Annotated in this window: 13 protein-coding genes; 7 read left to right on the top strand and 6 right to left on the bottom strand. The window is 72.0% G+C overall.

The window, feature by feature from the left end; all coding sequences use genetic code 11:
* The first annotated feature begins 58 nt into the window (after positions 1–58).
* Positions 59–988 carry an MBL fold metallo-hydrolase gene (locus ACWPN5_RS08390; protein WP_492295170.1) on the top strand — a complete coding sequence of 310 codons (930 nt, stop codon included), beginning with the start codon at positions 59–61 and terminating at the stop codon, positions 986–988.
* A 13-nt stretch (positions 989–1001) separates the two neighbouring features.
* Here the strand turns inward: ACWPN5_RS08390 and ACWPN5_RS08385 are convergent, their stop codons facing one another.
* Complete coding sequence (locus ACWPN5_RS08385; RefSeq protein WP_145687090.1) at positions 1002–1214, bottom strand: YjiS-like domain-containing protein; 213 nt, start codon at positions 1212–1214, stop codon at positions 1002–1004.
* 105 nt (positions 1215–1319) lie between these two features.
* Between ACWPN5_RS08385 and gcvA the strand changes: the two genes are divergently transcribed.
* Both gcvA and ACWPN5_RS08375 read left to right on the top strand, forming a co-directional pair.
* The gene (gene gcvA, locus ACWPN5_RS08380) at positions 1320–2252 is read left to right on the top strand and encodes a transcriptional regulator GcvA (protein ID WP_492295169.1); all 933 of its coding nucleotides are present in this window, start codon (positions 1320–1322) and stop codon (positions 2250–2252) included.
* Positions 2253–2281: 29 nt separating this feature from the next.
* On the top strand, positions 2282–2812 hold the full coding sequence (locus ACWPN5_RS08375) for an ankyrin repeat domain-containing protein (protein ID WP_145687095.1): 531 nt from the start codon (positions 2282–2284) through the stop codon (positions 2810–2812).
* On the opposite strand, the gene ACWPN5_RS08370 is transcribed toward ACWPN5_RS08375, so the two are convergent.
* Genes ACWPN5_RS08370 through ACWPN5_RS08360 form a run of 3 tightly spaced genes read right to left on the bottom strand, consistent with a single transcriptional unit; the run spans position 2809 to position 4273 of the window.
* Entirely contained in the window at positions 2809–3276 is a 468-nt protein-coding gene (locus ACWPN5_RS08370) for a periplasmic heavy metal sensor (protein ID WP_145687097.1), read from the bottom strand. The genes ACWPN5_RS08375 and ACWPN5_RS08370 overlap by 4 nt on opposite strands.
* Positions 3273–3704: a hypothetical protein gene (locus ACWPN5_RS08365; RefSeq protein WP_145687098.1), complete on the bottom strand. Its 432-nt coding sequence runs from the start codon at positions 3702–3704 to the stop codon at positions 3273–3275. Before ACWPN5_RS08365 ends, ACWPN5_RS08370 begins: the two co-directional genes overlap by 4 nt.
* Positions 3701–4273 carry an RNA polymerase sigma factor gene (locus ACWPN5_RS08360; protein ID WP_247888377.1) on the bottom strand — a complete coding sequence of 191 codons (573 nt, stop codon included), beginning with the start codon at positions 4271–4273 and terminating at the stop codon, positions 3701–3703. The genes ACWPN5_RS08365 and ACWPN5_RS08360 overlap by 4 nt, the downstream gene beginning before the upstream one ends.
* 248 nt (positions 4274–4521) lie before the next feature.
* On the opposite strand from ACWPN5_RS08360, the gene ACWPN5_RS08355 reads away from it, so the two are divergent.
* From ACWPN5_RS08355 to ACWPN5_RS08340, 4 genes are all read left to right on the top strand, one after another.
* Positions 4522–7161, top strand: a complete 2640-nt coding sequence (locus tag ACWPN5_RS08355) for an O-linked N-acetylglucosamine transferase, SPINDLY family protein (protein WP_492295168.1) — start codon at positions 4522–4524, stop codon at positions 7159–7161.
* Positions 7158–8288: a glycosyltransferase family 9 protein gene (locus ACWPN5_RS08350; protein ID WP_492295167.1), complete on the top strand. Its 1131-nt coding sequence runs from the start codon at positions 7158–7160 to the stop codon at positions 8286–8288. The genes ACWPN5_RS08355 and ACWPN5_RS08350 overlap by 4 nt, the downstream gene beginning before the upstream one ends.
* Positions 8289–8496: 208 nt before the next feature.
* On the top strand, positions 8497–8622 hold the full coding sequence (locus tag ACWPN5_RS08345; protein WP_282189668.1) for a hypothetical protein: 126 nt from the start codon (positions 8497–8499) through the stop codon (positions 8620–8622).
* 139 nt (positions 8623–8761) lie between these two features.
* Positions 8762–9463: an SDR family oxidoreductase gene (locus ACWPN5_RS08340; RefSeq protein ID WP_492295166.1), complete on the top strand. Its 702-nt coding sequence runs from the start codon at positions 8762–8764 to the stop codon at positions 9461–9463.
* 77 nt (positions 9464–9540) lie between these two features.
* Here the strand turns inward: ACWPN5_RS08340 and dctP are convergent, their stop codons facing one another.
* Together dctP and ACWPN5_RS08330 are read right to left on the bottom strand one after the other, a co-directional pair.
* The gene (gene dctP / locus ACWPN5_RS08335) at positions 9541–10572 is read right to left on the bottom strand and encodes a TRAP transporter substrate-binding protein DctP (protein WP_051658786.1); all 1032 of its coding nucleotides are present in this window, start codon (positions 10570–10572) and stop codon (positions 9541–9543) included.
* A 131-nt stretch (positions 10573–10703) separates the two neighbouring features.
* Positions 10704–11906, bottom strand: a complete 1203-nt coding sequence (locus ACWPN5_RS08330; protein WP_186466135.1) for an MFS transporter — start codon at positions 11904–11906, stop codon at positions 10704–10706.
* Between the last annotated feature and the right edge of the window lie 6 nt (positions 11907–11912).

The raw sequence follows: 11912 nt of genomic DNA, 5'->3' as shown, positions 1-11912 counted from the left end.
TTGCCTACGAATGGTGAGCGGTGCCGACCCTCACCCATCGCAGCACGGAGGACGGCGCATGGCGTGGCAGATCCCTCTCGATTCCGCGGGGCGGGCCGACGATCCGGAGCGGGACCGGGCGCGCGACGACGGCACGCACGAGATCGCCCCCGATCTGGCCTACCGGCGGCTCGCCATCGTCAACGTGGTCTTCGTCGGTGCGCCGGGGTCCGGCGACCGGCGCAACAGCGACCGACCCGGCAATGACCGTCAATGGGTGCTGATCGACGCCGGCGTGATGGGCACGGCGGGTCTCATCGCCAAGGCGGCGGAGGAGCGGTTCGGGCCGGACTCGCGGCCCGCGGCCATCGTGATGACCCACGGGCATTTCGACCATGTCGGCGCCCTTGAGGAACTGGCCGAGCGCTGGGACGCGCCGGTCTACGCCCATGGGCTGGAGCACCCCTATCTCGACGGCAGCGCGTCCTACCCGCCGCCCGATCCGTCGGTCGGTGGCGGTCTGATGTCCCTGATGGCGCCGCTCTACCCCCGCGGACCGGTGAATGTGGGCGGCCGGTTGCGCCGCCTTCCGGAGGACGGCAGCGTGCCGGGCATGCCGGGATGGCGCTGGCTCGCGACGCCGGGGCACAGCCCCGGACACGTCTCCTTCTGGCGTGCGGCGGACCGCAGCCTCATCGCGGGCGACGCCTTCATCACGACACGCCAGGAATCCGCCTACGCCGTGGCCGTGCAGGACCCGGAGATGCACGGCCCGCCCATGTACTACACGACGGATTGGCAGAAGGCGGGGGACTCTGTGGTTGTGTTGGCTGGGTTGGAGCCCGACCGTGTGGTCACCGGCCACGGTCCCGCCATGCGGGGCGGCGGCATGCGGGCGGCGCTCCATGAGCTTGCCCGCGATTTCGACCGGATCGCCGTACCGGACCACGGGACCTACGTCGACGCCCCCGCTCGCGCCGAGGACGGCAGCGCCTACCGGCCGCCCTGATCCGTCGGTCCGCTCACCCTTTCCAGAAGGGCTTGTCCATCTCCTCGCGCGCCGCCGCCTCGTCGAAGCCGAGGTCGGCCCAGAGATGCGCGTCCATGCGGGCCAGGGCACGGCGCAGCGCCCGCCGCTCCCGCCAGCCGGTCAGGCGGGCGAGCCAGGAGCCGGCGGTGGGGTCGGCGGTCGCTCCGCTGCGCCGCTTGTCGTGCGTTCCGCTCATGCTCGTCATGCGGCCCTCCCGCCGGTCGGTCATTCCTCGAAGCCGGAAAATCGCGCGTCGGTGCGTGGACGACAAACCATGCTTTCTCATAAGATGGATGAGCGAAAGTCATCCATGGAGCATCCGATGCGGCGCGCCCTGCCGCCCCTTCACGCCCTGCGCGCCTTCGAGGCGGCGGCCCGCCACGAGAGTTTCTCCAAGGCGGCGGACGAGCTGTGCGTGACGCAGGGCGCGGTCAGCCGGCAGATCATGGGGCTGGAGGAGTGGTTGGGCGTGCCGCTGTTCCGGCGGCTGACCCGCCGGGTCGAGCTGACCGACGACGGGCGCGCCCTGCTGCCGGTGCTGTCGGAGTCCTTCGACCGGATCGCCGGCACGGCGGCGCGGCTGGCGGCGCGGGGGCGGGACCTGCGGATCAGGGTGGCCTTCTCCTTCGGCATCCGCTGGCTGATGCCGCGGCTGGTCCGCTTCCAGGCGCGCCACCCCGACGTGCAGGTGCGGGTGACCGTCGCCTGGACCAGCGGGCTTGAGTTCGACCCGCAGGAGTTCGACGCCGCCATCCCCTATTGCCGGGAGGTGCCGCCCGGCGTCTCCGCCGTGGAGGTGCTGCCGGAACGCCTGACGGTGGTCTGCCCGCCGGCTCTGGCGGAGCGGCTGCGGGTGCCGATGGACCTCGGCGCCATCCCGCTGCTGCACGGCTGTTCGGAGGGGCAGGACTGGCGGGCCTGGCTGGCCGCGGCGGGGCTGCCCTTCTTCGAGGCGCTGCGCCAGGGCGCGGTGTTCGACGCCATGGACCCGGCGATGCAGGCCGCCGCCGCCGGCATGGGCGCCACCGTCGCCGACCGCATGCTGTGCGCCGAGGATGTGGCGGCCGGGCGGCTCGTCCTGCCCTTCCCGGAGATCGAGGCGTCGTCCGGCAGCTATTGGTTCGTCTGCCCGGAGGGGATGCAGGATCGTCCGGCCGTCGCCGCCTTCCGCGGCTGGCTGTTGGAGGAGGCGCGCGATGGGACAATGCAACAAAGCGCTGCGGCGTCTGTTTCCCCGGTTTGAGCCGAAACCTTGACCGGGGGAGCGCCGCCATGGGAGCGCAGGGAGAGCCGCGCCGGGAACTCGACGAGGACACCATCGCCTTCGCCGGCAAGCTGTTCCACTGGGCGCGCTCCGGCGGCACCGCAGAGCTGACGGAACTGCTGGAGATGGGCCTGCCGGCCAACCTGCGCAACGACAAGGGCGACAGCCTGCTGATGCTGGCCAGCTACCACGGCCACGCCGAGCTGGCCCGCAACCTGATGCGCCACGGCGCCGATCCGGAGCTGGCGAACGACCGCGGGCAGACCCCGCTGGCCGCCGCCGCCTTCAAGGGGGATGAGGCGGTGCTGCGGGTTCTGCTGGAGGAAGGCGCCGCCGTGGACGGCTGCGGGCCGGACGGGCGGACGGCGCTGATGACCGCCGCCATGTTCGACCGTGTCGCGATGGTGGAGTTCCTGCTGGCCCGCGGCGCCGATCCCGACGCACGGGACGCCCGCGGCCTGACCGCCCGTGAGGCGGCGCTCGCCATGGGCGCCGCCAACGCCGCCGCCCGTCTGACGCTTGGCGGACAGCCCGTTTAGCGGGGCGGCCCCATGTCCATCAGCTTGCGGCGCCCCTCGGGCGACAGTTGGCCGAGCACCTCGATCACGCGGCTGTCCATCCGGCCGCGCAATTCGGCCTCCGTCGCGTGGGCCTGTTCGAGCGAAAGGCGCAGGCCGTCCGGGTCAAAGATTGGGGCTTTTATGCTCTCGCGAATCTGGTGGCGCATCGCCTCCATGTTCTGATGCATGCGCTCGATCGACGTGCGCTCCGCCTCGTAGCCGCGCCGCAGGATCGCCGCGTCGGCAGGCGACAGCGCGCGCTCCGCCCGTTCGACGAAGCGTGCGATTCCCTGGCCGGGATCGGGCGGCGGCGGTGGGGGCATGAGGTGCAGCGCCTGCGCGGCCAGGATGCCGCCCAACAGCATGTTCATGCCGAGCGAGCCGACCAGCAGGTACCAGGGCCAGCGGCGCGGGGCGGCTGGACCGGCGATGGGACGGCTCATCGGATCGCCCCCAGATAGCTGCTGTTCACCACCACCTCCGCGTAACCGTTCGCCTGGGCGCTCTGCACCGGCAGGACTCCCTGGGCGGCGGCAAGGAATCCCGTCATCCCCATGACCGCGAGGAATCCCGCGGCCGGCCAGAAGCGGATGGGCGGTGCCGACAGGGTCCAGGGAGCGGGGGCACGCTCCACCGGCGGCGCGTCAAGCCGCGCGGCGATGCCGTCCATCACCCGCCGCACGCTGTCCTCGTCCACCGCCGGAGCGGCGCGGTCGAGCAGGGCGTCCAGCACCGCGGCGTCGGCCAGGATGGCCCGTGCCTCGGCGGAGTCTTCAAGAAGGGTCAGGGCATCGACGCCGTCCGTCGCAGGCCAGCGGTCGATGTCGCCGCCGTAGAGGTCGGCGAAGCGCTTAAACTCTTTGAGTGTCATTTCTCGTCGCCGTCCTTCTGACGGATCAGGGAGTTGAGACGGGTGCGGACCATACGCCGCGCCCGGACCAGCAGGCTTTCCATGGCCGAAACCGAGACCTTCAGAACCTCCGATGCTTCCGCGCAGCTCATCTCCTGGTAGTAGCACAGGCTGAGCGCCGCCCGCTGCCGATCCGGCAAGGCGGCGATCGCCGCGTCGACCGCCGCACCGAGCTGGCGCTCCGCCAGCAGCCCGTCGGCGCCGATGGCCGGGTCGGCCACCTCCACCGCGTCGTCCAAGGGCTGGAAGCTCCTGCGTCGGCGGTAGTCGATCGAGCGGTTGACGACGATCCGGTAAAGCCACGTGGAGAAGCGGGTGCCGTCGCCGCGCCAGCGGTCGGCGTGCGTCCAGATCTGCAGGAAGGCGTCCTGCACGACCTCCTCCGCGTCGCTCGCGTTGCCGACCACCCGGTGGGCGAGCGCGAGGCTCCGGCGCAGGTGACGGCGGGTCAGCCGGTCGAAGGCCGCCCGGTTCCCCGCGGCCGTTTCGGCCATCAGCGATTCGTCGTCATCCTCGTCGATCACCGCCACGCGGCCATCCTCTGCTCCTTCCCGGGCCCTGGCCTGAATCCGGGGCCGTCCGGCCGGCTCCAGGAACCCTGCTGGTGGTGATACGCGGGCGCTTGGGACCTCCTGCGCGGTCCGGAGCGAAAATTTGCGGCCGGTCGATCCCGGCGACGCCAAGGCATTCGTACCCGCGGCCGCGTGGGCGCGCTACACTGCGCGTCCCGAAACACCGTCCCCCCAATCCCGTCAGCGGGCCAGACACACGGACCGTCATGAGCGCCAGCCGCGATTCTTCCCCCGCCACGCTCCAGAAGACGCTGACGCAGGCCGTCGCCCACCACCAGAACGGACGGCTGGTAGAGGCGCGGCCCCTCTACGAGCGGGTGCTGCGCCAGATGCCGGAGCAGAGCGACGCGCTGCATCTGCTGGGCCTGCTGACGGCGCAGACCGGCGATCCGGAATCCGGGATCGCGCTGATCCGCAAGGCGGTGGCGCAGGACGGCGCCCAGCCGGTCTTCCGCCTCAACCTGGGCCGGGTGCTGGAGGCTGTCGGGCGCTGGGCGGATGCCGCGGATGCCTACGGCCACGCCGCCCGCCTCGCCCCGCTGGTCCCCGACCATCACCGGCTGGAGGCCGCCGCCCAAACCAAGCTGGGCCGTGCGGAGGCCGCAGCACGAGCCTTCCGCCGCCTGCTGGCGCTGGCGCCGGAAGACGGCGAGGCCGTAAACGCGTTGGCCGACGCGCTGTATGATCTGGGGCGGCCCGGCTTGGCGGCGGACTGGTACGGGCGGGCATCGGCGCTTGCCCCCGGCGAGGTGCTGGCGGTCTACAACCAGGGGGCGGCGCTGCGCGATGCCGTGCGTCCGCGCGACGCGCTCGCCGCCTTCCGCCGCGCCGCCGCCCTGGCGCCGCTGCTGGTCCAGGCGCAGGAGCAGGTGACCGGCCTATGCCACGCGCTGGGCGACATGGGCGGCACGGTCGAGGCCGGGCGCCGGCTGATGGCGCTGGAGCCGGGCCACGGCGAAGGCGCGAAGATCCTGGGCGCGGCGCTGGCCGCAGCGGGGCCGTGGCGCGAGGGGGCGGCGTGGCTGGAGCGGGCGGCGGTGCTGGCTCCGGCTCCCGACGCTCTATTGGTGCTCGGCAACCTCTGGCAGGAGCGGGGGCATCCCGCGGCGGCGCCGCGCTGCTACCGGCGCGCCCTGGCGCTCGCCCCGGGCTCCGCGACGGCGCTGACCGGGCTGGGCATGGCGCTGTCGGCCCTGGGTGCGATGGAGGAAGCCATGATCGCTGCCCGCCGCGCCGTCCGCGCCGACCCGGAGGAGGCCGGCCATGCCCTCAACGCCGGGGCCGTCCAGCACCGGGCAAAGCGTCCCGAGGAAGCGCGGGCGTGGTTCCGCCGCGCGCTGGCCCTGCAGCCCGACGGCGCGGCCGGCTGGACCAACCTCGGATCCCACGCCATCGACGCGGGCGCCTTCGACGACGCGCTGACCCTGCTGCGGCGGGCGCTGACCCTGCGCACGGCGGAGCGGGAGGCGCTGGCCAGCTCCAACCTGGGCGTCGCCCTGATGGCGCTGGGCCGCCACGGCGAGGCGGTGGCCGCCCTGCGCGCCGCCCTGGACCGCGCGCCGCAGGACGCGGAGGTGCGTTCCAACCTGCTGTTCTGCCTGTGCTTCGCCGAAGAGGCCGACCTCGGCGCAGTGTTCGACGAGCACCGGCGGTTCGAGCGCGCCGTGATGCCGTTGCCGCCCGCCGTTCCGCGCTTCGACGCGGTGAATCGCAACCCGGAGCGCCGCCTGCGCGTCGGCTACCTGTCGCCGGATTTCCAGCGCTACCCGGGGCCGGGCTATCACTTCCTGCTGCCGCTGATCGAGCGCCACGACCGGTCGGCGGTGGAGGTGACCTGCTATTACGCCGACCTGCCGAAGGACGCGGCGACGGACCGCTTCGCGGCGCTGGCCGACCGCTGGCGCCCCGTCGCGGCCCTGCCGGACGGCGAGTTGGAGCGGCTGATCCGGGCGGACGGCATCGACGTGCTGGTGGACTGCGGCGGGCACATGTCGCGCAACCGCATGCCGCTGTTCATCCGCCGCCCGGCGCCGGTCCAGGTCAGCCTGCCGCTCTACCCGAACACGACGGGGCTGACGGCCATGGACTACCAGTTCTCCGACCACCGCTTCGCCGCGGCGAACGCCGACGCCCTGCACACCGAGACGCTGATCCGCCTGCCGGGAAGCGTGCTGTGCTACCGCCCTGCGGAGTCCGCTGTGACACCGCCGGACCGTCCGCCGGTGGAGATGGCGGGGGTGTTCACCTTCGGCTCCTTCAACAACCTGACCAAGCTGAACGCCTCGACGCTGGCGCTGTGGGGGCGGGTGCTGGCGGCGGTGCCGGAGGCGCGGCTGATGCTGAAATGGCGGGGGCTGTCCGGCGGCGGGGTGGCGCGGCGGGTGCTGGACGCCTTCGCCGCCCATGGGGTTGAGGAGTCGCGGCTGCTGCTGCGCGGCACCGCCCCGGACCCCTACGAGGATTACCGGCTGCTCGATTGCGCGCTGGACCCCGTCTTCGCCAACGGCGGCACGACGACCTGCGACGCGCTGTGGATGGGGGTTCCCGTGCTGTCCATCGCCGGGGAGGCGATGATCTCCCGCTGGGGCGCCACCATGCTCGGCAGCGTCGGGCTGGGCGGGCTGGTGGTGGAGCGCGAGGACGATTACGTGGCGCTCGCCGTCCGGCTGGCCACCGACCGCGCCTTCCTGGCGGCGCAGCGCGCGGGCTTGCGCGAGCGGATGGCGCGCTCCCCCCTGATGGACGAGGCGGGGTACGTCCGGGCGGTCGAAGCCGGCTACCGCTTGGCGTGGCGGCGCTGGTGCGCCGGCCTGCCGCCCGCCCGCATCGACATGAGCCCGGCATGACGGACGCCGTGTTCGACCTTTCGTCCGCCCGGCGCATCCTGGTGGTCAAGCTGGACGAGGCGGGCGACTTCGTGCTCGCCACACCCTTCCTGCGCGGGCTGCGGGCTTCGGCGCCGCAGGCGCGCATCCTGCTCGCGGTGCGCCCCGCCGTCGCCGACCTCGCCGAGACCTGCCCGCACGTCGACGCGGTGGTGGCGCCGCAGCCGAAGCCGGGCGGAGGCATCGACCTGCGCGGCGTCACGCCGGGCAGTGCGGCGGCCTTCGCGGAGGCGTTCCGCGCCGGCTTCGACCTGACGCTGGTCCCCCGCTACGATTTCGACCGCCACGGCGCCACGGCGCTCGCCGCGAACAGCCGCGCCCGCGCCGTTGTCGGATTCTCCGAGGCGGTCACGCCCTGGAAGGCGTCGGGCAACGCCGGCTTCGACCGCGCCTACACCCACCGGCTGACGCCCCCGCCGGGACGCCACGAGGTGGAGCAGACCCTCGCCCTGCTGCGCTTCGCCGGCGGAGAACCGGACGGCGACGGGGTGGAACTGCGCCTGACCGCGGAGGACCGGGCGGAGGCGGTCCGCCTGCTGGCCGATGCGGTGGGGGAGCGGATCATCGCCGTGGCGCCGGGGGCCGCCGCTGCCCGCCGCGAATACCCGCCGGAGCGGCTGGCGGCGGTGGTCGCCGTGGTGGCGGTCGCGCTCGGCGCGCGGGTGGCGGTTCTCGGCACGGAGCTGGAGCGGGCGGCGGGCCAACGGATCGCCGTGGCCCTGCCGGGGCGGGTGACCGACCTGACCGGGCGGACCGGCCTGCGCTTGGCGGCGGCGGTGATCGAGCGGGCGGCGGGGCTGATCGCCATGGATTCCGCTCCGGCCCATCTCGGGGCCGCCATGGGCGTGCCGGTTGCCGTCTTCTCCTGCCATCCGGAGGGCGGGGACCCCAACCACTTCCACGCGCCGGAGCGCTTCCGCCCCTGGTGCGCGCGGGCGCTGGTGCTGCGGCCCGCGGCGGCGCTTCCGCCTTGTCCACCGGAAAGCTGCACGGCGGCGGAGGCGCATTGCATCGCCTCGATCCCGCCGGAGCAGGCGGCGGCGCGCATTCTCGCCCTGTTCGGCGAGAGCGGCGGGGCGTCGCCGTGATTCGTCCCGCCCCTCGGTCCCTGTGGCCGATGGGCAACCTTTGACGGCGCCGGCTCGGCGAAGCCCTTTTGGAGTGCCGCTTTCCGGCCTGTGGCAGGGCTGCATCACCCCCCGATATTTCGCGATACGGAAGCCACGCCCCTGGCACGAACGCCCTCGGAAACCGTATCTTATATGCATTGCAACATCAGCCGGTCCGTGAGGGATCATGAAGTCGTTCTTGTCCTCGCTTCAGCGGGATTGGGCGTCCTGGAGCCCGGTCGAGCGTTTCGTCGCCGTCGGCTTCGTCACGGCGGCTCCGGTCGCGTCTCTGACTTTCCTGCTCACCCTCTGACCGGCCCTGAATCCGGCGCTGTCCTTGATCGGCGCCCGAAGCCACACGCACGCTTCCCTTGGCCCCGTCCTGCATCCGGTGCGATACAGGAGAGAGAAGGAACGGACAAACCGTTCCGGCAGGAGAGGGATGACGAATCATGGGCGATAAGGTTGCCATCATCACCGCGGGCGGCAGCGGCATGGGGGCCGCGGCGGCGCGGCGCCTCGCAGCGGACGGATTCAACATCGCGGTGCTGTCCTCCTCCGGCAAGGGCGAAGCCCTGGCCGAGGAGCTGGGCGGGATCGGCGTGACCGGCTCGAACCAGTCCGCCGAGGACCTGGAGCGTCTGGTGACCCAAACGATGGAGCGCTGGGGCCGCATCGACGCGCTGGTGAACAGCGCCGGCCACGGCCCGCGGAAAGGCCTGCTGGAACTGACCGACGAGGACTGGCACAAGGGGATCGAGGTCTATTTCCTGAACGTCGTCCGGGCGGTCCGGCTGGTGACCCCGGTCATGGTCGGGCAGAAGGGCGGGACGATCATCAACATCTCGACCGCCTGGGCCTTCGAGCCGAGCCCGATGTTCCCGACCTCCGCCGTCGCTCGGGCCGGGCTGGCCTCCTTCACCAAGCTGTTCGCCGACCAGTACGCCGCCGACAACGTGCGGATGAACAACGTGCTGCCCGGCTGGATCGACAGCCTGCCGGCGACGGAGGAGCGGCGCCAGGGCGTGCCGATGGCCCGCTACGGCAAGAGCGAGGAGATCGCGGCGACCGTCGCCTTCCTCGCCTCCGACGGGGCCGGCTACATCACCGGACAGAACATCCGGGTGGACGGCGGCCTCATGCGGTCGGTCTGAGCACACAAAAAAACGGTGCGGGTGGCGCCCCTTCCGGAACGCCGCCCGCACCGCGAGGTGAAGCGAGGGGGATCGCCTCAGCTCTTGTTGCCGACGATGGCCTGATACTGCTTCCAGACCTCAGGGTAGCGCCGGACATAGTCCTGGTTGACCTTGTTGGCGATCTCGCGGAACTTCGCCTGCTCGGCCTCGGGGGCCACGGCCAGACGCCCGCCCTGGGCGATCATCTGGTCCATGGTCTTCTTGTCGGCGTCGATGGCGCGCTGCCACTGCTTGGCGATGATCTCGTTGGTGGTCGTCTCCACCACCTGGCGCAGATCGTCGGGCAGGCCCTTCATCCACTTGTCGTCAACCAGGACGGAGTAGGTGAGCAGGCTCATGCCCGGCACCAGCGAGGCGACCTTGGCGGCGTTGGTGCCGACCATCTCCCAGCCGCCGGCGGAGGTGTAGATGCCGTCGATGGCCCCCTGCATCAGCGCAGCCGCCATTTCGGAGGCGGGCATCGACACCGGGCTGGCCCCGAAGTCGCGCATCAGAAGCTGCAGGACGCGGCCGCCGGTCAGGCGGATCTTGCTGCCCTTCAGGTCGCCGACGGAGTCGACCTCCTTGTCCTTGAAGAGGAAGATCAGGTCGGCGGTGCGCATCAGCCCCATGACGCGGATGCCCTTGTCGGACACCAGCCCGGACAGCAGCTTGGAGACCTCCTGCGCGGTTTCCGGCTTGGACATCGCGGCGTCGGTGACGGCGAAGGGCAGGTTCACCACGCCGTACTGCGGGGCGATGCTCTCAAGCTGCACGCTGACCGGCCAGACCATGTGCACGGCGCCCGACCCGAGGGCGGCGACGGCGTCCTTGTCCTTGTAGAGCGTGCCGGAATGGAAGACCTTCGGCTTGATGCGGCCTTGCGAGCGCTCCTCGATGAGGGCCGCATACTCGTCCATCATCTTGGCGGTCCAGTGGGACGTCGCGATCTCGTCCGTCATCACCATCTCGACCGGCGCCGCCTGCGCGCGGGCCTGGCCCGGCGTCCCGGCGGCCAGCCCGGCCACGGTCATGCCGACCAGCAGCGTCTTCGCCCAGAACGGCCTGAACAGTGACGGATTGAACATCGGCTTCCCTCCCATGATTGCGTTCGGACGCTTCTGGCCCGCTTGTCCGAACGATCATAGGGGAAAACTGTGCGGTACGCCAACATTATTGTACGGACAACTCGGCGCGATGAGCTGATCCCGCGCCGCCCTTAAGTTTTGCGGCGCGACCAGAACAGGACGGCCGCCGCCCCGGCCAGCGGGAAGGCCATCATCAGGGCGAAGGTCTCGCCATAGCTGCCGACGGTGTTGAACAGGGTGGCGAACAGCGCCGGCCCGACGACCACTCCGGAGAAGGTGAACATCAAGGCGCCGCCCGTCGCCGTGCTGGCCGTGCCCTTCGGCGCGACCCGCGCCACCTCCGCCAGGAACACGCCGTTCCAGCCGATGGCGGCGACGCCGAACACCGTCAGTACGCCGATCACCGCGGGCACCGGCCAACTCGGCCCCAGGCCGGCGGTGGCCAGGGCGGAGGCGGCGGACAGCCCGCCGATGCCGCCCAGCACCGCCACGCCGGAGCGCAGCCGGTCGGCCAGCAGCCCCCAGCCGATTCGCGCGGCCGCCCCCGCCGCCTGCATCACCGACACGGCCAGCCCGGCGGACACGATGGACCAGTGCAGATCGTGCACCAGCATGTTCACCGTGAAGGCCATCAGCGACAGCTGGATTGCCGAGAAGAAGAAGCCCATCAGGGCGAAGCCGCGCAGCGCCGGCACCCGCCAGACCAGCCTCGGCCCCTCCATCAGGTTGCCGCGAATCGGCAGGCCGGGGCTGCGGTCGTCGTCCCACACCCGGCGGCCCGGCGCGAAGATGACCAGCAGCAGGGCGAACATGGCGGCCACCGCCAGCGCCGCTCCCCGCCAGCCGGCGATCTCGCCGATCCCCGGCAGGGTGAGCCCGGCCAGCACGCCGGCCAGCGGCACGCCGGTCTGCTTCAGCGAGAAGACCAGATTGCGCCGGGCCGGCGGGGTGAAGCGGTTCAGCAGGTGGGAGGAGGAGGGGTTGACCAGCCCGTAGCCGATGCCGAGCAGCACCGACGCCAGCGCCGCGACCCACAAATAGCCGGTGGCGAGTCCCAGGCAACCGATCAGCCCCAGCGCCAGCGCCAGGACGCCCACCGTCCCGGCGCCCCAGCGGCGGACCACCAGCCCGGCGAAGGCCGACACCAGGGCGGCGGCGCTGTAGATGACGCTGATCTGGTAGCCGACCGCCTCCGACCCCACCCCCAGCGAGGCCGCGGCCAGCGGGGCGACCGTCGCCAGCGTCAGGACCGACAGGGTGGCGACGGTCTGGACGCTGGTCACCTCCGCCAGCAGGAGGGGAAAGGGGGCGGGCGGGGTTTCTTGCGTGGTCATGGGAGT

The organism is Azospirillum sp. UENF 211521 (assembly GCF_058780535.1).
This window is presented reverse-complemented; position numbering and strand designations above follow the sequence as displayed.